This window comes from Azospirillum sp. FG154 (assembly GCF_057809575.1).
In genome coordinates, this window is the sequence record NZ_JBMDKF010000014.1 from 93,567 (window position 1) to 112,626 (window position 19,060).

Below are 19,060 nucleotides of genomic sequence, written 5' to 3' on the forward strand. Positions count from 1 at the left end.
CGAGTCGAATTTTTCGAGTCGCAATTAGGCATGAGTCCCATATTGCGCTGATGCCCGTTATGATCGCGCACGCGCCAATGGGGCATCAATCCATCAGGCGTGACCATGTTCCGGCCAATCGGCCAAAGCCGCCGGGAACGCGCGCGTCATACAGGGGCAGCGGTTGACGCAGCCGTTGCCCGGCGTCGCGGCCCAACGTGCGAACCGCCGTTTCCAGCGTGCCGCCAACCGGCAACCAGCCGGACGCCGCGACCGGCACGACCAACGCCATGCCCCAATCCATCCGCCCGCCAAAGCGGCTCTGCCCGCGATCCGGCCCCTCGGTCCAGGCCGCGTGGGCGGTCAGGGCGACGCCGCCCTCAAAGCGGCGGATCACCTCGACGCCGCCGCCCCAGTCGTCGCCCAGATAGCGGCCCAACCGCAGAACGGTGGTGGTGGCGGCGCCGGGATTTTCCCAATAGAGGCTGGCGTGGCCGGTCAGCCTTGCGCTGTCGCGGGCGACGCCCAGCGGCGCGGCGGCTTTGCGTTTCCAGACACGGTTCAGGTCCAGACCGGCGGCCCAACGGGCGGTGAGCGGTTGGTACAGGGCTTCGGCTCCGACGCCGCCGAACATTTCCTCAAAATGACCGATGGACAGGCGGGTGGTCAGACCGTCGGCGGGGGTGGCGAGATGGGCGGCGAACAGATGTTCCGCCGCCCAAGGGCGTTGGCTGTGGAGCGGAACGTCGCTGCGCACGGGTTCCGACGCGGGCAGGGCGTTGGTGTCGAGCATGTTGAGATTGTCGTCGGCCCGGATCCGCAGCGCTCCGCCCAGAACCAACCCGCGCGCCGGTTCGCCGCGCAACACGACGTCGCTGTAGCTCCGGTGCGTCAGATAGGTTCCGAGTTCGGCCAGATCAAACTCGGACGCCACCCGAACGCTGAGATCCAGGCGGGGGCGCCAATCGGGCGGGCGCTGGTTGGGCGGCTCCAGGGTCGCGGTGCGCCACAGCTCATCAACGCTGCCGCGATGGCGGGCGGCGCGTTCGACGTCGCGGCGTAGAAGCGTCAAGGACGCGGCGTCCAACCCATGGGTTCCGGTGACGATCCGCAGCCGTTCAACCTGCGGCGCGCTGAGATCGGTCAGCAGGCGGGCGGCGTGACCAGACTCTTGCGCGGAGGGAAGAGAACCGATTCCCGCTGGATTCAGCCACAGGGTCGCCGTGTCGCCCGTGATGTCGGCGGCGCGGGCGGGCAGGCCGTGCGTCCGCGCCAACGTGACGATGTCCCCAGCGGGTAGGGCGGCTTCGCTGGATGGACGGGGGCCGACGGATGGCGGCGCGCGACGGTCCGGCTCGGTCCATTCCTTGGGGTCGAAGCGAAGCGACAGCCGCAGCATCGCCCGCCGTCCCTGTTCAAAGGCGGCGCCCGCGTCGATCCAGGAGAAGGGGCGATAGGACAGGCCGATGTTGTAACGGCTGCCCGGCGCGAAGCCCGGCTCATCCTGCCGTTGGGCGCGGAAACGGTCGCCGGAGCTTTCGATTTTCAGACTGAGGTCGGGAATGGGCGTGCGCCATTCCACCCCGCCGAACAGGGCGACCCGCTCGCCGCCAAACCAGGCGCGCGGCCCGCGCAGGCTTGGCCACAGCGACGGATCGCGGTCGCGGTGGAAACGCCCGCCGAGAAAGCGCAGCGGGTTGCGCAGATGCCCGGCTTCGCCCAACGTTCCCCAGCCCATCCCCAGGGTGACGTCGAAATCCCGCCAGCGCCGAGAAATCGCCAGATACTCCCCGGCGAAGCGGCCCTTGCCCGGCAGATCAAGCCCCGATCCGGTGACGTCGCGCCCGCCAACGACCAGGGCCGGCCCCCATTCGCCTTCTTCGCGCAGCCGCAATTTGACGTCCAGGCCGGGTTCGCTCAGCCCGTAATAGCCGGGATAGAGGCTGTCGCGGGCGGTGACTTCCAGCCAGGGCAGAGGTTGCGCCGACAGGGTGACATGGCGGTGCAGGCGCCCCAGCCCGCTCAGCCCGCCGGTCATCGACCCGTCCGGCGGCATTCGGGCGGTCGGGGTTTGCAGCAGCCCGACGCTTCCCCAGTCCGACAGGCTGGCGCCGACATCCTCCGCGCGGGCGGCGGCGGGCGACGACAGGAGCGCCAGGACCAGAAGAACGGAGCGTTTCACGCAATGATACGCAAAGGATTGGTTTGTGATCCGATCCTTTGCGTATCATGCAATGGAATGCAATCAAAAACCCGTCACAGAGCTTCGGTTTTGCAATTCAAAGAGAGGGATTCCGCCGTGTTGGCGATGGCGGACAGGCACACGTCCGCCCGTTCCGGCGGGATCGCCACGGAAAAGCGCAGGGCGTAGCGTTCGCCGTCGCGGTCGGGCAGGGTTTGCGCGTCGAGACGGACGATGTTCGCCGCGAATTGCGTGAAGATCTCCGACAAACGGGCGACCAGACCGGGTTGATCGCCGCCCGACACCTCGATCCGGTGGGTGATGAGCGCTTGCGGCCCTGGAACCGGATCGAAGGCGAAGGGCGTCACCTTGACCTCGGCGCCCGCCAGTTCCGGCAGGGCCGTCAGGCTGGCTTGCACGTCGTCCACGCTCAGGCCGCCGGGCAACTCGCACACCGCCGAAAACTCCGCCCCGCTGCCCAGCGAGGCGAAGGTGGCGTCGCGCAGGTTGATTCCCAGCTCAAACAAATGCCCGGTGATGCCCGACACCAGCCCGACGCGGTCGGGGCAAAAAATCGATACCAACGCCAGTCCGCTCACGGACGCCTCCCTGGATTGTTGTGTGTGGTCCCGGCTCGTGTCAGGCCGGGCGCCAATGGCGGTCCCGCCCGCCATGTTGAGCGGGAGGAACGCGCGCGATAAAACTCATGTCGCGCAACTCGCTGATGTGATAGTCGAAGTTGATCTGCCCAAAATCCAGCGGAAAACCGCCACCAAACGCCCGATGATATTTGGTGGCGAAGGTGGCGACGTCGGCGGCCATCGAGGTTTGCTTGTGGATCGACTGGCTGTCGGGATCCTCGTCCGGGTTGGTGGCGAGGTGGTCGCCCGGCAGCAATTCGCACCGTCCGCCCAAGGCCCAGACCCGGATCGCCAGATCGGGATCGCCGTAATGGGCGCGGTAGTCGGTGGAAAACCAACCACCGACCTCCTCCACGCTGCGGCGCGACATCACCGGGAAATAGGCGTAATACAGGCCGTAAATCACCCCGAAATGCGGATGATCGGGCCGGTTCAGCCCGCCCAGAAATGGGAAATCCAGTTTCTCCTTGGCGGCGATGGTCTCGGCCACGCCGTCGAGCCAGCCGGGCAGGGCCAGATGATCGTCGCTCATCGCGACGATCACGTCGCCGCTGGAGGCGGCGTAGCCGGTGGCGTGGGCCGTGCAGTTGCCGCGCCGTTCCGTCTCGATCACCGACACCACGCGCGGCGCGTCGATGGCGAAGGGGGCGACCAGCACGATTTCATAATCATGCCCAGCGCTGTTTTTTTCGATGGCCCGGATCGCCGCTTCGGCCAAGGGCTGGCGCAGGGTGGGCAGGATGATGGAAAAAATCGGCATCGGCTGGTCCCGCGTGTGAGGGCTGCGCGCGTGTCTGGGAGGGACCGCGCCCGGTTTCAAGCGTCGCGGGCCGTTCCCAAGGGCGTTCCCCCGGACGGCGTTCCAGACGGGGCGTCCGTCCCTTCCGCCGTCGTGGCGGCTTGTGCGGTCGTCGCGCGCTTGCGCCGCCACAGACGGGTCACGCCCATCAAGGCGGCGCCGATGGCGGCCCCGGTCAAGCCCATCGCCACCATTCCAGAGCCCAGCCCAAAGGCGGGGGGCATTTCGCCGCTGGTCGGATCAAGTTGCAACAGGCCGGGAAAGGCGAAGACGCCGATCACCGCCATCAGGCCGATGCCCATGAAGGATCCGCACAGCGCCCAATAGGCCTGAACGACGCCGCGTCGCGTCGCCGCGATCCAAATGGTCCAGGCGTTGATCGCCACCAGACACGCCAAAGCCAGAACGATCAAAAACATCGGGCTGCTTCCAAGACAGAATCGACCCGTTGACTAAGGCGGTCGCAGCCTTCGTCTGTCAAGGGCGGCGGTGTCGGCGGCGGCGGGGCGCAGGCGCCCGCCGCCGAAGCCTTCTCAGCCTCCCGTGCCGCCAACGGTCAGCCCGTCCAACCGCAAGGTGGGCTGGCCGACGCCGACCGGCACGCCTTGGCCGTCCTTGCCGCAGGTGCCGACGCCGGGGTCCAGACGGCTGTCATTGCCGATCATCGACACGCGGGTCAGGCTGTCCGGCCCGTTGCCGATCAGGGTCGCGCCCTTGACCGCAGGGCCGATCTTGCCGTCTTCGATCAGGTACGCTTCGCTGGCCGAGAAAACGAATTTGCCGTTGGTGATGTCCACCTGACCGCCGCCGAAATTCTTGGCGTAGAGGCCCTTCTTGACCGAGGCGATGATCTCCTCCGGGCTGTGGTGGCCGTTGCGCATCACCGTGTTGGTCATGCGCGGCATCGGGTGATAGGCGAAGCTCTGGCGCCGCCCGTTGCCGGTCGGGCGCATGCCCATCAGGCGGGCGTTCATCCGGTCCTGCATGAAGCCGACGAGGATGCCGTCCTCGACCAGAGTCGTGCATTGGCCGGGCGTGCCCTCGTCATCGACGGAGATTGAGCCGCGCGCGTTTTCGATGGTCCCGTCATCGACGATGGTGACGCCGGGCGCGGCGATGCGCTGGCCGAGCAGGCCGGAGAAGGCCGACGTCTTTTTGCGGTTGAAGTCGCCCTCCAGACCATGGCCGATGGCCTCGTGCAGCAGGATGCCGGGCCAGCCGTTGCCGAGCACCACCGTCATTTCGCCCGCCGGGGCGGGGCGCGAGGTCAGATTCATCAGGGCCTGCCGCAACGCCTCGTCGGTGAAGGCGCGCCAGGTTTCCGGCTGGATGTAATGCTCGTAGGTGACGCGCCCGCCGCCGCCGTGGCTGCCGGTTTCCATGCGGTCGCCCTCGGCCACCACGACCGAGACGTTCAAGCGCACCAGCGGGCGCAGATCGGCGACGCGCACGCCGTCGCCGCGCAGAATTTGCACCGCCTGCCATTCGCCGCTGATGGAGCAACTGACCTGCCGGACCCGTTCATCCTTGGATCGGGCGTAGGCGTCGATGTCGGCCAGCAGCTTCACCTTTTCCTCGAACGGAACGAGGTGCAGCGGGTTGTCGGGCATGTAAAGCGCGCGGTTGGTGCCGCCCGGCGGCTCGGCCAGCGTGCCGCTGTGCCCGGCCTGGACGGCCCGCACGGTGGTCGCGGCGCGGCGGATCGCGTCTTCCGACAGGGTGGAGGCGTGGGCGAAGCCGGTGGCCTCCCCGGCGATGGCGCGCAGGCCGAAGCCCTGCGTGGTGTCGAAGCTGGCCGATTTCAGCTTGCCGTCGTCCCAACCCAGCGATTCGCTCTGGGCGTATTCCAGATAAAGCTCGCCGTCGTCGGCGCTGGCGAGGGCCTCTTGCACGACGCCTTCCACACGGGCGCGGTCCATGCCCGCGCGGTTGAAGAAAAGATCGTCGGTGATGGCAAGCGCGCTCATGAACACTCCGGGTCTCAGGGGCTGAACGGATCGCGACGGATCCTCGGATGGCTGATGCTGGGTGGTGAAACCGCCGACGCTCTCGCGCCGATGCGTGCGGTGTGGTCTAAGATTGTTCATACAGTGTGGCGTCGCGGGCGTCGTCCGGCAAGGCTTGGCGTTCCCGCGACGGCGACGGCGCGTCAGAAAAACAGGGAAGGGCGAGCATGAGCGAGCGTGAGGCAAGCCAAATCACCGGACTCCAGCCGCGCGACGCCACGCCCGTCGGGGCTTCCACCTCTGGCGCGCGGGTCTTGAAGGATCACGCGCTGCGTCTGGCCCTGACCAACGAAGTCCACGCCCGCCCGCCGGATTCCATGATCGCGCCGGTGCGCGTCACCATGCTGGCGATGCTGTCGGGCGAAGGGGCGGGGGAGACCGACCGCCGCCATCTGGAATCCCTGTGCGACTGGGCCGGGATTCCGCGCCCGTCCCAGGGGGCCACCCACCACAGCGCGTCGTTCGGCAGCTTTCACTTGAAATGGGAGCGGCACACCGAATTTTCCACCTGGACCATCTTCCGCCCCAGCGTGACGCCGGTGGGGGCGCTGGTCGATCCCTTCGTCGAACCGGCGCTGAACGCCGCGCCGCGCGAGTGGTTGAACGGGCTGCCGGGCGAACTGATGGTCGGCGTCCATGTCGCGGTGCTCGACGACCAAACGCCAGAACCGTCGGCGAACATGATGACGGCCATGTTCGGGTCGGAAAATTACGTTGGTTCGCGAATCGCCGGGCGTTCGGCCACCGCCTGGACCGATTTCCGCATTCATGGCGACGGTTTTTCGCGGATGCTGGTGATGGATCATTCGATGACGCCGCGTCAGACGGGCCGCGTCGTCCAACGCCTGTTGGAGATCGAGACCTACCGCGTGCTCGCCCTGCTGGCCCTGCCGGTGGCGCGCGGCGTGCTGCCCCGCATCAACCCGATCGAGGCCGGGTTGGCCGACGTGACGACGCGAATCGCCACCCTGCGCGGCTTGCAGGATGAGCGCGATCTGTTGGATCGGTTGACTCTGCTGGCGGCGCAGACCGAACAGATCGCGTCTGAAACCTCCTACCGATTCGGCGCGGCGCGGGCCTATCACGAGCTGGTGGAGAAGCGCATCGACGAGTTGCGGGAGATCCGCATCGAAGGGCTGCAAACGGTGCGCGAGTTCATGGACCGCCGTCTGACCCCGGCGATTCGCACCTGCGAGGCGGTGGAGCAGCGGCTCAATAACCTGTCGCAACGAGTCGCCCGCGCCAGCAACCTGTTGCGCACCCGTGTGGAGATCGCGGTGGAAGGGCAGAACGCCGAACTGCTGCAATCCATGGATCGCCGGGCGCAGTTGCAACTGCGCCTTCAGGAGACGGTCGAAGGACTGTCGGTGGTGGCGATCAGCTATTATCTGGTCGGCATCGTCGGCTACGCCGCCAAGGGGCTGAAGGGGTTCGGACTGAAGGTCGATCCCGACATGTTGGTTGGGCTGATGATTCCGATTGTGATCGCTTTTGTCTGGTCCGGCGTCCGGCGCATTCGCAAAGTCATCGCGGGCGATCATTGAGGCTGTTCGGCCACTTCGACGCTCATCATCTTTTCTTGTTCTGACAGTTTTCTTGCGATTCCTAGCCTTCAATGGCTGGAATTCCGTTCAGAAACTTGCTTCTTCCCATTGATCCAGGCAGCGAGGGCGCTCCCGCACGCGCTGCGGCATCGTTCGGCAATCACCCGCCAAGGCCGACGCAGGAAAAAATCGCAAGGGGTTTCCACGCCTCAACAAATTTGTTCGACAAACGAACTGCGACAAGCTGACGCATGGTTTAACCATTCATAACGCTCAAGCTTTCTGTTCCAACAGAGTCAGGAAGCGCTTGTCGTTCTTGGTCAGCCGCAAGGTTAGGAATCGCTTGTAACCAAGTGTGATGTAGGGATAAGCTCGCCCTGCGGGGAAATGACGCCCTCGGAATGGCACGAACCCTGCATTATCCGGTTTTTGCTAAAACGCCCAATCGTATTCCAGCGAGACTAATCGGAGTGCGAACAATTATGGGCGAAAGCGGTTCCGGCGGGAAGAGACGACTGCGACCTATGACGAAAGTCGCGGCATAGATGAGGGTTGGGGATGAAACGGCATAACTTGCGCGCCGCCGGGCTTGGGGCGGTCCTCTCACTGGCGGGAGTCTGCGGAACGGCGGCGGCGGACGAGCCGCACCCGTGGCAGATGGGGTTGCAAGAGGCGGCCTCGCCGGTCAAGCACGCGATGGATTCATTCCACAGCCTGTTGACCATCATCATCACGCTGATCGTGATCTTCGTGGCGGCGCTGCTGGCCTATTGCGTGATCCGCTTCAACGCCAAACGGAACCCGGTTCCGTCCAAGACCGCGCACCACACGTTGCTTGAAGTGGCCTGGACGGTTCTGCCGGTCATCATTCTGATCGTCGTCGCCGTGCCGTCCTTCAAGCTGCTGTATCTGGCCGAACGCGTGCCGCAGGCCGACATGACCATCAAGGTCACGGGACGCCAATGGTATTGGGATTACGAATATCCCGACCAGGGCAACATCGCCTTTTCCAGCTACATCATTCAGGAAGCCGACCTGAAGCCCGGCCAACGCCGCCTTCTGGAGGTTGACAACCGCGTCGTCGTGCCGGTCAACGCCACCGTGCGCCTGCTGGTGACGGCGGGCGACGTCATCCACTCCTGGGCCATTCCGGCCTTCGGCGTGAAGAAGGACGGCATGCCGGGGCGCATCAACGAGACTTGGTTCAAGGCCGAGCGCGAAGGCGTCTATTACGGCCAGTGCTCTGAAATCTGCGGCACCAACCACGGCTACATGCCCATCGCGGTCGAAGTCGTCTCGAAAGAGAAGTTCGACGCCTGGGTCGCCAAGGCCAAGGTCGCCTTTGGTCCGCGCGACGCCAGCCGCGACGTGGCGCAGGCCTCCATCGGCGCGACCCCCATCGGCGTGACCGTCGAATAACGCCGCCTGAAACCGCAACGCCGATAAGAACCAACCCCAACCGACGCCCATGGCTTTCCGACAGCGGAAAGCGACGCGAACGGGCCGAGGGGCAGCGACAAAAGGGTTAGAGACATGGCAGACGCCAATCCTGGGCAGGCTCACGGCCACGACGGCCACGGACACGATCACCACATTCCGGGGTTCGTGCCGCGCTGGCTCTTTTCGACCAACCACAAGGACATCGGAACGCTCTATCTGATCTTTTCGGTCATCGCCGGACTGATCGGCGGGTTGTTCTCCGTCATCATGCGGCTTGAGCTGCAATCGCCGGGGTTGCAGTTCGTCGCCGACGGCCAGATGTGGAACGTGCTGATTACCGCGCACGGCCTCATCATGGTGTTCTTCGTCGTCATGCCCGCCTTGATCGGCGGCTTTGGCAACTGGTTCGTGCCGCTTATGATCGGCTCGCCCGACATGGCCTTTCCGCGCATGAACAACATCAGCTTCTGGCTGATTGTGCCGGCCTTTTTGCTGCTGCTCAGCTCGGCTTTCGTTGGAAACGGGGCTGGAACCGGCTGGACCGTCTACCCGCCGCTGTCCTCGCCATTGGGGCACAGCGGGCCGTCGGTCGACATGGCGATTTTCGCGCTGCATCTGGCGGGCGCCAGCTCGATCCTGGGCGCGGTGAACTTCATCACGACCATCTTCAACATGCGCGCGCCGGGCATGACGCTGCACAAGATGCCGCTGTTCGTCTGGTCGATGCTGGTCACGGCGTTTCTGCTGTTGCTGGCCGTGCCGGTTCTGGGCGGCGCCATCACCATGCTGCTGACCGACCGCAATTTCGGCACCACCTTCTTCAATCCGGAAGGCGGCGGCGACCCGATGCTGTTCCAGCATCTGTTCTGGTTCTTCGGCCATCCCGAAGTCTACATCATGATTCTGCCGGCCTTCGGCATCATCAGCCACATCATCTCGACCTTCTCCAAGAAGCCGATCTTCGGTTATCTCGGCATGGCCTACGCGATGGTCGCCATCGGCGTCGTCGGCTTCGTCGTCTGGGCGCACCACATGTACACGGTGGGCCTGGACGTCAACACCAAGGCCTATTTCACCGCCGCCACCATGATTATCGCGGTGCCGACCGGCGTGAAGATCTTCTCCTGGATCGCCACGATGTGGGGCGGCTCCATCGAGTTCAAGGTGCCGATGCTCTGGGCCATCGGCTTCATCTTCCTGTTCACCGTCGGCGGCGTGACCGGCGTGGTTCTGGCCAACGGCGGCTTGGACAACGTCATGCACGACACCTATTACGTCGTCGCCCACTTCCACTATGTGCTGTCGCTGGGCGCGGTCTTCTCGATCTTCGCCGGGTGGTATTACTGGATCGGCAAGATGTCGGGCCGCCAATACCCTGAATTCTGGGGCAAGGTCCACTTCTACACGACCTTCATCGGCGTCAACATGCTGTTCTTCCCGCAGCATTTCCTGGGGCTGGCGGGCATGCCGCGCCGCATCCCGGATTACCCGGACGCCTTCGCCGGTTGGAACATGATCTCCTCCTTCGGCGCCTACATCTCCTTCGCCTCGACCCTGCTGTTCGTCTGGATCGCCATCAAGACGCTGCGCAGCGGCGAGCGGGTGCCGGGCGCCTATTGGGGACCGCAGGCTGGCACGCTGGAATGGACGGTCAGCTCGCCGCCGCCGTTCCACGCCTTTGAAACGCTGCCTCAGGTCAAGTGATCGGGTGACGACCGAAGGCCGGGCGACGGTTCCAATCGGACGCCGCCCGGCGTCGGACCGACCGAACAAACGCAAAAAGCATGAACAAGGCGGGGAGGGACGGCCATGACGGATGCAACGCTTGAGCGGGTTCCCGGCGCGTCCGCCGGTGACTACATCGAGTTGCTGAAGCCCCGGGTCATGTCGCTGGTGGTGTTCACCGGGCTGGCTGGGCTGGTGCTGGCGCCCGGACACATTCACCCGCTGATCGGCGCGGTGGCGGTGCTGTGCATCGCGGTGGGGGCGGGCGCGTCGGGCGCCATCAACATGTGGTATGACCGCGACATCGACGCGGTCATGACCCGCACGGCCAAACGCCCGATTCCGTCGGGCCGGGTCGGCGCCGACGAGGCGTTGGGCTTTGGCGGCACGCTGGCCGTTTTGTCCACCTTGGTGATGGGGGTTGGCGTCAATTGGACGGCGGCGGCGCTGCTGGCGCTGACCATCCTGTTCTACATCGTCGTCTACACCATGGGCCTGAAGCGGCGGACGCCGCAAAACATCGTCATCGGCGGCGCGGCGGGGGCCTTTCCGCCGATGATCGGTTGGGCGGCGGTGACGGGGGACGTCGCCGTGCCGTCGATCCTGCTGTTTCTGCTGATCTTTCTGTGGACGCCGCCACATTTCTGGGCGTTGGCCCTGTTCCGCAACGGCGACTACACCCGCGCTGGCGTGCCGATGATGCCGGTGGTCGCCGGACCGCGATCGACCAAGCGGCAGATGCTGGTTTACACGCTGGTCCTGCTGCCGGTCGCCGCGTCGCCATACTTCGTCGGAATCGCCGGACCCGTCTATTTGGCGGCGTCGAGCCTGCTGGGCCTGATGTTCGTCGGCTGCGCCGTGCGCGTGCTGCTGTCCACCGACGACGGCCCGGCCAAGAAGATGTTCGGCTTTTCCATCCTGTACCTGTTCCTGCTGTTCGCCCTGATGATCGGCGAGCGGCTTGTCGTTGGAGGTGGGGCATGACCGTTGTGGATCGCGATCGTTCGGGTCAACCGGACGCCAGCCAAATGGCCAGCGAGCGGGCGAAGCGTCTGCGCGGACGCAATCTGGCGGTGCTCGCCGGGTTGATCGGGCTGGTGGCGCTGTTTTACGGCATCACCGTCGTCCGCATGAGCGTGGGGCATTGACGCGATGGACCGCGCGCTGCGCCGCCGCAACCTCATCATTCTGACCTCGCTCTTCGGGCTGGTCTTCGGAATGATCGGACTGACCTACGCCTCTTCGACGTTGTATTCGCTGTTCTGCTCGGTCACGGGCTTTGGCGGGACGACGCAACGGGCGGCGGCGGCGGCGGCGACCGTGATCGACCGTAAGATGACGATCCGCTTCAACGCCGACACCCACATGAATTTGCCGTGGTCTTTCCGACCGGAGCAAAAGGACATGGTGCTGAAGCTGGGTGAAACCGGCTTTGCGGCCTTCCGGGCGGAGAACCGCTCGACGCGGGCGACGGTTGGCACGGCGGTCTACAACGTCACGCCGGACAAGGTTGGGCAGTATTTCAACAAGCTCGAATGCTTTTGCTTCACCGAGCAGATTTTGCAGCCGGGGCAGTCGGTGGACATGCCGGTCGCGTTCTTCGTCGATCCGGCGATGAACAACGACCCCAACATGGACGACGTCACCACCATCACGCTGTCCTACACCTTCTTCCGCGCCAAAGACAGCGACGCCGTTCTGGCGCAGCAGGCGCCGGGAAGCAATCAAAAGGCGGCGCCCAGCGCGACCGCCACAAACTGAACCATTGGGGTTGAGAGACGATGGCCGACATCACCCACGGGCACGAGCCGCAAGAACCATCCGCCTCGATTGGGGCCGGTGTTCCGCATCCTTACCATCTGGTCAACCCCAGCCCATGGCCCTTGCTGGGCGCCTTCGCGGGCGGTTTGTTGGCGACCGGCATGGTCCTGTACATGCACGGATCGGGCAAGCTGCTGCTGATCCTGGGCGTTCTGTCGATCCTGGGCGTGATGTTCGGCTGGTGGCGCGACGTCATCAAAGAAGCGGTGGTCGAAAAGGCCCACACGCCGGTGGTGAAGATCGGCCTGCGCTATGGCATGGCGCTGTTCATCGCCTCGGAGGTGATGTTCTTCGCCGCCTTCTTCTGGGCCTTCTTCGGCGCCGCGCTGTTCCCCAAGGCGTCGCCGACCAACCCGGACGCCCATTGGCCGCCGCCGGGCATCGAGGTGATCGATCCCTTCCACATGCCGCTGATGATGACGATGATCCTGCTGCTGTCGGGCGTCACCGTCACTTGGGCGCACCACGCCATCATCGAAGGCAAGATGAAGGAAGCGTCCAAGGCGCTGGGCATCACTGTTCTGTTGGGCGTGATGTTCACCTTCTTCCAGGGCTATGAATACGCGCACGCCGCTTTCAAATTCACCGACGGCATCTTCCCGTCCACCTTTTACATGGCCACCGGCTTCCACGGCTTCCATGTGCTCGTCGGCACCATTTTCCTGATCGTCTGCTGGATCCGCACCAGCAAGGGCCATTTCACCCCGGAAAGCCATTTTGGCTTCGAGGCGGCGGCCTGGTACTGGCATTTCGTGGATGTGGTGTGGTTGTTCCTGTTCGTTTCGGTCTATTGGTGGGGCGGTCTTGGCGGCGCGCATGGCGGTCATTGAAGGCCTGAACGGTTGACCGGCTATCATCCGAACATTTCCCCGGTCACGGCGGGCCTGCGGTGCGCATGCCCGCGTTGTGGCCGGGGAAAGCTGTTCAAGGGCTTTCTGGACGTCGCCGAACGCTGCGACGCCTGCGGCCTTGATTTCGCCAAGGTGGACAGCGGCGACGGCCCGGCGGTCTTCCTCATCTTCATTTTGAATTTTCTGATCGTGCCGATGGCGCTGTGGGTGTCGATGTCGGTGGATTGGCCGCTGTGGCTGCACGCCGTCGTCTGGAGCCTCGTCGTCACCGGCCTGACGCTGGGCATGCTGCGCCCGGCCAAGGCGCTGGTCATCGCCCAGCAATACCGTTTCCGCCGCAGCGAGCTTGAGTCGGGCGAATGACCGCGCCGCGCGTCTTCCGTCCGACCTTGGCCGCGACGCTGACGACCATTCCGGCCATCGCCGTCATGCTGGGGCTGGGAACGTGGCAGCTCCAGCGCGTGGCGTGGAAAACCGACCTGATCGCCCGGGTGGCGGAGCGGGTCACGGCGCCGCCCGTCGCCCTGCCGGTCACGCTTGACGATCCCGCCGCGTGGGAGTTCCGTCCGGTCACGCTGTCCGGCCAATTTCGGAACGATGACGAGATGCTGCTGCTCGCCCGCCCGCGCCAGGGGCAGGCGGGCTATGAGGTGATGACGCCGTTTCAGCGGGCCGACGGCGGCGGTTTGGTGCTGGTCAATCGCGGTTTCGTACCGATGGACATGCGCGCGGCGGCCAGCCGCGCGGCGGGGCGCGTCGAGGGGCCGACCAGCCTGCGCGGCATCGTCCGTTTGCCGCAGAGCGCCGGACTGTTCCAACCCGACAACACGCCGGGCGCGGAGGTGTGGATGCGCGCCGATCCGGCGGCGATGGCGGCGGCGCGGTCGCTGGGGCCAGTCGCCCCCTTCCTGATCGAGGCGCTGCCCGGCCAGACGCCCGGCGGTCTGCCCGCCGGGATCGAGCCGCGCGTCGAGCTTCCCAACAACCACGCGCAATACGCCGCGACGTGGTACGGACTGGCGGCGACGCTGGCGGTTGTGTATGTGCTGTCGCAACGCAAACGCCGTCGCGACGGCGACGACACCAACAGGCAGGCCGCATGACCGCGTATCAGGAGCTTGAACGCCGCTACGCCCGCATCGCCGCCATCGGCGACGCGCTGGGAATTCTCGGCTGGGACACCCAGACGATCATGCCGGACGGCGCGAGCGACGGGCGGGCCGAACAGACGGCCGCCCTGTCCGTCATCGCGCATGAGATGTCCACCGACCCGCGTCTGGCCGACCTGCTGGCCGAAGCCGAGGGCGACGACAGCCTGGATTACTGGCAGCGCGCCAATCTGCGCGAGATGCGGCGCAACCACGCCCACGCCACCGCCGTTCCCGCCGATCTGGTGGAGGCGACGAGCAAGGCGACCTCCGTCTGTGAAATGAATTGGCGCACGGCGCGGGCGGACAGCGATTTCGCCGCCCTGCTGCCGTCGCTGCGGACGGTGCTGGATTGCGTGCGTGAAAGCGCGGCGGCCAAGGGCGCGGCGATGGGATTGTCGGCCTACGACGCCTTGCTGGACGAGTATGATCCGGGCGCGCGGACGGCGCGCATCGACGACCTGTTCGCCGACCTCGCCGGATTTCTGCCCGACCTGATCGGGCGCGTTCTCGACAAACAGGCGGAGCAACCGACGCCGCTTTCCCCCTCCGGTCCTTTCCCGGTCGAGGCGCAACGGGCGCTCGGCGTGTCGATGATGGAGCGGATGGGCTTCGACTTCCAACGGGGTCGGCTGGACGTGTCGCTGCACCCCTTCTGCGGCGGGGCCACCGACGATGTCCGCATCACCACCCGCTACGCCGAAGAGGATTTCACCAAGGCCCTGATGGGCGTGGTTCACGAGACGGGCCACGCGCTGTATGAGCAGGGCCGCCCCCGCGCCCATCTGGCCCAGCCGGTGGGGCAGGCGCGCGGCATGGCCGTGCATGAAAGCCAGTCGCTCATCATGGAAATGCAGGCCGCCCGCTCCGCCGACTTCATCACCTGGCTGGCCCCCGTCGTCCGCGAGGCCTTCGGTGGAACTGGGCCGGAGTGGGAGGTGGACAATCTCCGCCGCCTTTATGGCCGGGTGGAGCGCGGCTTCATCCGGGTGGACGCCGACGAGGTGACGTACCCCGCCCACGTCATCTTGCGCTATCGCCTGGAAAAGGCGCTGGTGTCGGGCGATCTCGATTTGGCCGACCTGCCGGGGGCCTGGAACGACGGCATGTTGGAACTGGTCGGCGTGGTTCCGCCCGACGACCGCCGGGGCTGTTTGCAGGACATTCATTGGCCGGGCGGCGGCTGGGGCTATTTCCCCAGCTACACGCTGGGGGCGATGACGGCGGCGCAGCTTTTCGCCGCCGCGCGCGAGGCCGAGCCGGAGATCGTTCCGGCGCTGGGCCGGGGGGATTTCGCCCCGCTGGTCGGCTGGCTGCGGACCAACGTGCATCAGACCGGCTGTCTCCACGCTTCCGGCGACGCGCTGTTGACCGCCGCGACGGGCCGTCCGCTCGACGTCGGCGTGTTCAAGCGGCATCTGGAAACCCGTTATCTCGGGTCATAAGCCTGTTGCAAGACGGCTGCGCTTGCACGCCGCTTGCGCCGGGGGAGGGTCATCGCTAACTATGCCCTCCTCATCGGACGGAGTTGGAAGCGGTGCAGTACGTCAGCACGCGGGGCGCGGCCCCGGTCCTTGGGTTTGAAGACGTTCTCCTGGCCGGGCTGGCCCGCGACGGCGGGCTGTATGTGCCGCAGACTTGGCCGCAATTTTCGGCGGAGGACATTCGCGCGCTGCGCGGTCTGCCCTACAGCGAAATCGCCGTTCGGGTGATGCTGCCCTTCCTGGGCGGCGCCATCGCCGAGGATGAGTTCCGCGCCATCGTCCAGGACGCTTACGCCAGCTTCGACCACAGCGCCGTCACGCCTCTGGTCCAGCTCGACCAGCGCGCTTGGGTGTTGGAGCTGTTCCACGGTCCGACGCTGGCCTTCAAGGATGTGGCGCTGCAACTGCTGGGCCGCCTGTTCGACCATGTGCTGGCCAAGCGGGGCGAGCGCGTGACCATCGTCGGCGCGACCTCCGGCGACACCGGGTCGGCGGCCATCGAGGCCTGCCGCGACCGTCAGAACATCGACATCTTCATCATGCACCCTAAGGGCCGCACGTCGGAGGTGCAGCGCCGCCAGATGACCAGCGTCCTGTCGTCGAACGTCCACAACATCGCGTTGGACGGCACCTTCGACGATTGCCAGGATCTGGTGAAGGCGATGTTCAACGACGGCGCCTTCCGCGACAAGATGGGGCTGTCGGCGGTCAATTCGATCAATTGGGCGCGCATCATGGCCCAGATCGTCTATTACTTCACCGCCGCCGTCGCGCTGGGCGCGCCTGACCGCAAGATCGCCTTCACCGTGCCGACCGGCAATTTCGGCAACGTCTACGCCGCCTATGGCGCGCGGGCGATGGGGCTGCCGATTGAGAAGCTGGTGGTCGGGTCGAACTCCAACGACATTCTGGCGCGTTTTTTCGCCAGCGGGACCATGGCCGCCGCGCCGGTCGTGCCTACCTTCAGTCCCAGCATGGACATTCAAATCTCTTCCAACTTTGAACGGCTGCTGTTCGACCTGCTCGACCGTGACGGCGACGCCGTGACCGCCGCGCTGAATGGTTTCCGCGCGGAGGGCAAATTCGTCGTCACCGAGGCGCAACTCGCCAAGGCGCTGACCATCTTCTCCGGCCATCGGGTGGACGAGGACGGCACCATGGCGACCATCGCCGCGACCTGGGAGGAGAGCGGTTATCTGCTCGATCCCCACACGGCGGTCGGCGTCGCGGCGGCGAAGGCCGATCCGCTCGATCCGGCGATCCCGATGGTGGTGCTCGCCACCGCCCATCCCGCCAAATTCCCCGACGCGGTGGAAAAGGCGAGCGGCCATCGGTCGCCGCTGCCGCCGCGCCTGTCCGACCTTTACGAGCGCGAGGAGCGGTTGACCGATCTGCCCAACGATCTGGGCGTCGTTCAGCAATTCGTCGCGTCCCGCGCCCGCGCCGCCCAGGAGGCCGCATGAGTTCCATTCGTGTGACGACACTGCCCAACGGGCTGCGCGTCGCAACCGACACCATGCCCGACGTGCAGTCCTTTTCTCTCGGCTGCTGGGTCGGGGTGGGAACCCGCAACGAGGCGGCCAGCGTCAACGGTGTGGCCCACCTTGTCGAGCATATGCTGTTCAAGGGGACGGAACGGCGTTCGGCCTTCCGCATTTCCGAAGAGATCGAGAATGTCGGCGGTCAACTGAACGCCTACACGACCCGCGAGCAGACGGCCTATTACGCCAAGGTTCTGCACGAGGATTCCGGGCTGGCGCTCGACATCCTGGCCGACATGATCCAGCACTCGGCGCTCGACGCCGAGGAGTTGGCGCGCGAGCGCACGGTGGTGTTGCAGGAGATCGGCCAGAGCGCCGACACCCCCGACGACATCATTTTCGACCATTTCCAGGCCACCGCCTATCCGGGGCAGGCGCTGGGCCGCCCGGTTCTGGGCGCGTCGGACATCGTGGCCAGCCTGCCGCGCGAGGCGCTGGTCGATTACATCGGCGGCCATTACGGCGCGCCCGGCATGGTGTTGTCGGCGGCGGGCCGGATCGAGCATGACCGGCTGGTGGACATGGCCTTCAAGGCCTTCGGCCATCTGTCGAGCGAGGCCCCGCCCGCGCCGGAAACGGCGGTCTACAAGGGCGGCGATTACCGCGAGGCGCGCGATCTGGAGCAGATGCACCTTGTCCTCGGTTTTGACGGGGTGGGGGTGCACGACCCGGATTTCTACGCCCATTCGGTGCTGTCCACCCTGCTGGGCGGGGGCATGTCGTCCCGCCTGTTCCAAGAGGTGCGGGAAAAGCGCGGGCTGGTCTATTCCATCTACACCTTCACCGGCGGCTATCACGACGGCGGCCTGTTCGGCGTCTACGCCGGGACCGGCGAGGACGAGGTGGCGGAGCTGGTTCCGGTCATCTGCGACGAACTCGCCAAGGTCGGCGCGGATGTGACCGAGGACGAGGTCGCCCGCGCCCGCGCCCAGTTGAAGGCCGGAACGCTGATGGCGCTGGAAAGCACCATGTCGCGCTGCGAGCAGTTGGGTCAGCAATTGCTGATCTACGACCGCCCGATCCCGGTCGAGGAGATCGTCCGCAAGATCGACGGGGTGGACCGTGAGACGGTGATCGCGGCGGCCAAGCGACTGCGCGCCAGCCCGCCGACGGTGGCGGCGCTGGGGCCGATTGAGCGGCTGGAGTCCTATGACCGCATCGCGGCGCGTTTGGCCTGATTGGGAGGGGCGCTGGATGGGGTGGTGGGGGGCCTTATGATTCGTCTGCTTGGCAGTGGCCTCATCAGCCCGCCCGCCATGCGGTTGGACGGCCCCCGATGCTACATCCGTCCGCCCTTGCCGCGCGATTGGCGGGAGTGGGCGGAGTTGCGCGACGAATCCCGCGCCTTCCTCACCCCGTGGGAGCCAACCTGGCCCGCCGACGCGCTGACCCGCAGCGCCTTCGGTCGCCGTTTGCGGCGGCAGGCCCAGGAATGGCGCGACGACGAGGGCTACAGCTTTCTGATTTTCGACCGCGACACCGACGCCATGGTCGGCGGGCTTGGCCTGACCAACATCCGGCGCGGCGTCGCGCAGATGGGCACGCTGGGCTATTGGGTGGGGCAGCGCTACGCCCGGCGCGGCTTCGTGTCCGGCGGCGCCCGGCTGGTGTTGGATTTCTCCTTTGGCCAGTTGGGTTTGCACCGGGTCGAGGCCGCCTGTCTGCCGACCAACGCGCCCAGCCGTGGGGTGTTGGAGAAGGTGGGCTTCACCCACGAAGGCTACGCCCGTGGCTATTTGCGCATTGATGGGACGTGGCGCGACCATGTGCTGTACGCCGTCCTGCATGAGGAATGGCGAGGCTGACGATAACACCAAAGGATGAGATCATATCTGCCTTTTGGTTTATCTCCCCATTGTCAGCTTAACCAACCATTAACCGATTCCAAGCATCATTACG

General features: G+C 65.7%; 18 protein-coding genes. 13 read left to right on the forward strand and 5 right to left on the reverse strand.

The window, feature by feature from the left end:
* Positions 1-85 precede the first annotated feature (85 nt).
* The 5 genes from ACODS4_RS16990 to tldD form a co-directional block, all read right to left on the reverse strand.
* A complete protein-coding gene (locus ACODS4_RS16990; RefSeq protein WP_488865697.1) occupies positions 86-2,161 on the reverse strand; it encodes a YjbH domain-containing protein in 2,076 nt (691 codons plus the stop codon).
* A gap of 74 nt (positions 2,162-2,235) precedes the next feature.
* Positions 2,236-2,760 (reverse strand): glycine cleavage system transcriptional repressor, encoded by a 525-nt coding sequence (locus ACODS4_RS16995; RefSeq protein WP_488865699.1) that lies wholly within the window; start codon positions 2,758-2,760, stop codon positions 2,236-2,238.
* 40 nt (positions 2,761-2,800) lie between these two features.
* The gene (locus ACODS4_RS17000) at positions 2,801-3,562 is read right to left on the reverse strand and encodes a glycosyltransferase family 2 protein (RefSeq protein WP_488865700.1); all 762 of its coding nucleotides are present in this window, start codon (positions 3,560-3,562) and stop codon (positions 2,801-2,803) included.
* Positions 3,563-3,618: 56 nt separating this feature from the next.
* The gene (locus tag ACODS4_RS17005) at positions 3,619-4,020 is read right to left on the reverse strand and encodes a hypothetical protein (protein ID WP_488865702.1); all 402 of its coding nucleotides are present in this window, start codon (positions 4,018-4,020) and stop codon (positions 3,619-3,621) included.
* Positions 4,021-4,134: 114 nt separating this feature from the next.
* Entirely contained in the window at positions 4,135-5,568 is a 1,434-nt protein-coding gene (gene tldD, locus ACODS4_RS17010; RefSeq protein ID WP_488865704.1) for a metalloprotease TldD, read from the reverse strand.
* 206 nt (positions 5,569-5,774) lie between these two features.
* On the opposite strand from tldD, the gene ACODS4_RS17015 reads away from it, so the two are divergent.
* From ACODS4_RS17015 to ACODS4_RS17075, 13 genes are all read left to right on the forward strand, one after another.
* Positions 5,775-7,151 (forward strand): DUF3422 family protein, encoded by a 1,377-nt coding sequence (locus ACODS4_RS17015; RefSeq protein WP_488865706.1) that lies wholly within the window; start codon positions 5,775-5,777, stop codon positions 7,149-7,151.
* 558 nt (positions 7,152-7,709) lie between these two features.
* Positions 7,710-8,570, forward strand: a complete 861-nt coding sequence (gene coxB, locus ACODS4_RS17020) for a cytochrome c oxidase subunit II (RefSeq protein ID WP_488865708.1) — start codon at positions 7,710-7,712, stop codon at positions 8,568-8,570.
* A gap of 114 nt (positions 8,571-8,684) precedes the next feature.
* Positions 8,685-10,295: a cytochrome c oxidase subunit I gene (gene ctaD / locus ACODS4_RS17025; protein ID WP_488865710.1), complete on the forward strand. Its 1,611-nt coding sequence runs from the start codon at positions 8,685-8,687 to the stop codon at positions 10,293-10,295.
* 105 nt (positions 10,296-10,400) lie between these two features.
* Positions 10,401-11,300: a heme o synthase gene (gene cyoE, locus ACODS4_RS17030; RefSeq protein ID WP_488865712.1), complete on the forward strand. Its 900-nt coding sequence runs from the start codon at positions 10,401-10,403 to the stop codon at positions 11,298-11,300.
* A complete protein-coding gene (locus ACODS4_RS17035) occupies positions 11,297-11,464 on the forward strand; it encodes a hypothetical protein (RefSeq protein ID WP_488865714.1) in 168 nt (55 codons plus the stop codon). The genes cyoE and ACODS4_RS17035 overlap by 4 nt, the downstream gene beginning before the upstream one ends.
* A 4-nt stretch (positions 11,465-11,468) precedes the next feature.
* Positions 11,469-12,077, forward strand: coding sequence for a cytochrome c oxidase assembly protein (locus ACODS4_RS17040; RefSeq protein WP_488865716.1), 609 nt, complete (start codon positions 11,469-11,471; stop codon positions 12,075-12,077).
* Between the two features lie 20 nt (positions 12,078-12,097).
* Positions 12,098-12,967, forward strand: a complete 870-nt coding sequence (locus ACODS4_RS17045; RefSeq protein ID WP_488865718.1) for a cytochrome c oxidase subunit 3 — start codon at positions 12,098-12,100, stop codon at positions 12,965-12,967.
* 12 nt (positions 12,968-12,979) lie between these two features.
* The gene (locus ACODS4_RS17050) at positions 12,980-13,351 is read left to right on the forward strand and encodes a DUF983 domain-containing protein (RefSeq protein ID WP_488865720.1); all 372 of its coding nucleotides are present in this window, start codon (positions 12,980-12,982) and stop codon (positions 13,349-13,351) included.
* Positions 13,348-14,091, forward strand: a complete 744-nt coding sequence (locus tag ACODS4_RS17055; protein WP_488865722.1) for an SURF1 family protein — start codon at positions 13,348-13,350, stop codon at positions 14,089-14,091. Before ACODS4_RS17050 ends, ACODS4_RS17055 begins: the two co-directional genes overlap by 4 nt.
* Positions 14,088-15,581, forward strand: a complete 1,494-nt coding sequence (locus tag ACODS4_RS17060; protein WP_488865724.1) for a carboxypeptidase M32 — start codon at positions 14,088-14,090, stop codon at positions 15,579-15,581. The genes ACODS4_RS17055 and ACODS4_RS17060 overlap by 4 nt, the downstream gene beginning before the upstream one ends.
* A gap of 92 nt (positions 15,582-15,673) precedes the next feature.
* Positions 15,674-17,083: a threonine synthase gene (gene thrC / locus ACODS4_RS17065; RefSeq protein WP_488865726.1), complete on the forward strand. Its 1,410-nt coding sequence runs from the start codon at positions 15,674-15,676 to the stop codon at positions 17,081-17,083.
* Positions 17,080-18,339, forward strand: a complete 1,260-nt coding sequence (locus tag ACODS4_RS17070) for a M16 family metallopeptidase (RefSeq protein WP_488865728.1) — start codon at positions 17,080-17,082, stop codon at positions 18,337-18,339. The genes thrC and ACODS4_RS17070 overlap by 4 nt, the downstream gene beginning before the upstream one ends.
* Positions 18,340-18,375: 36 nt before the next feature.
* Positions 18,376-18,966, forward strand: coding sequence for a GNAT family N-acetyltransferase (locus ACODS4_RS17075; RefSeq protein ID WP_488865730.1), 591 nt, complete (start codon positions 18,376-18,378; stop codon positions 18,964-18,966).
* Positions 18,967-19,060: the final 94 nt, after the last annotated feature.

Coding starts and splice junctions, on each gene's coding strand:
- ACODS4_RS17055 (WP_488865722.1), top strand. CDS start 13,348: ATGACCGCGCCGCGCGTCTTCCGTCCGACCTTGGCCGCGACGCTGACG.
- coxB (WP_488865708.1), top strand. CDS start 7,710: ATGAAACGGCATAACTTGCGCGCCGCCGGGCTTGGGGCGGTCCTCTCA.
- ACODS4_RS17035 (WP_488865714.1), top strand. CDS start 11,297: ATGACCGTTGTGGATCGCGATCGTTCGGGTCAACCGGACGCCAGCCAA.
- ACODS4_RS17005 (WP_488865702.1), bottom strand. CDS start 4,020: ATGTTTTTGATCGTTCTGGCTTTGGCGTGTCTGGTGGCGATCAACGCC.
- ACODS4_RS17070 (WP_488865728.1), top strand. CDS start 17,080: ATGAGTTCCATTCGTGTGACGACACTGCCCAACGGGCTGCGCGTCGCA.
- ACODS4_RS17045 (WP_488865718.1), top strand. CDS start 12,098: ATGGCCGACATCACCCACGGGCACGAGCCGCAAGAACCATCCGCCTCG.
- ACODS4_RS17075 (WP_488865730.1), top strand. CDS start 18,376: ATGATTCGTCTGCTTGGCAGTGGCCTCATCAGCCCGCCCGCCATGCGG.
- ACODS4_RS17015 (WP_488865706.1), top strand. CDS start 5,775: ATGAGCGAGCGTGAGGCAAGCCAAATCACCGGACTCCAGCCGCGCGAC.
- ctaD (WP_488865710.1), top strand. CDS start 8,685: ATGGCAGACGCCAATCCTGGGCAGGCTCACGGCCACGACGGCCACGGA.
- cyoE (WP_488865712.1), top strand. CDS start 10,401: ATGACGGATGCAACGCTTGAGCGGGTTCCCGGCGCGTCCGCCGGTGAC.
- tldD (WP_488865704.1), bottom strand. CDS start 5,568: ATGAGCGCGCTTGCCATCACCGACGATCTTTTCTTCAACCGCGCGGGC.
- ACODS4_RS17000 (WP_488865700.1), bottom strand. CDS start 3,562: ATGCCGATTTTTTCCATCATCCTGCCCACCCTGCGCCAGCCCTTGGCC.
- ACODS4_RS17060 (WP_488865724.1), top strand. CDS start 14,088: ATGACCGCGTATCAGGAGCTTGAACGCCGCTACGCCCGCATCGCCGCC.
- ACODS4_RS17040 (WP_488865716.1), top strand. CDS start 11,469: ATGGACCGCGCGCTGCGCCGCCGCAACCTCATCATTCTGACCTCGCTC.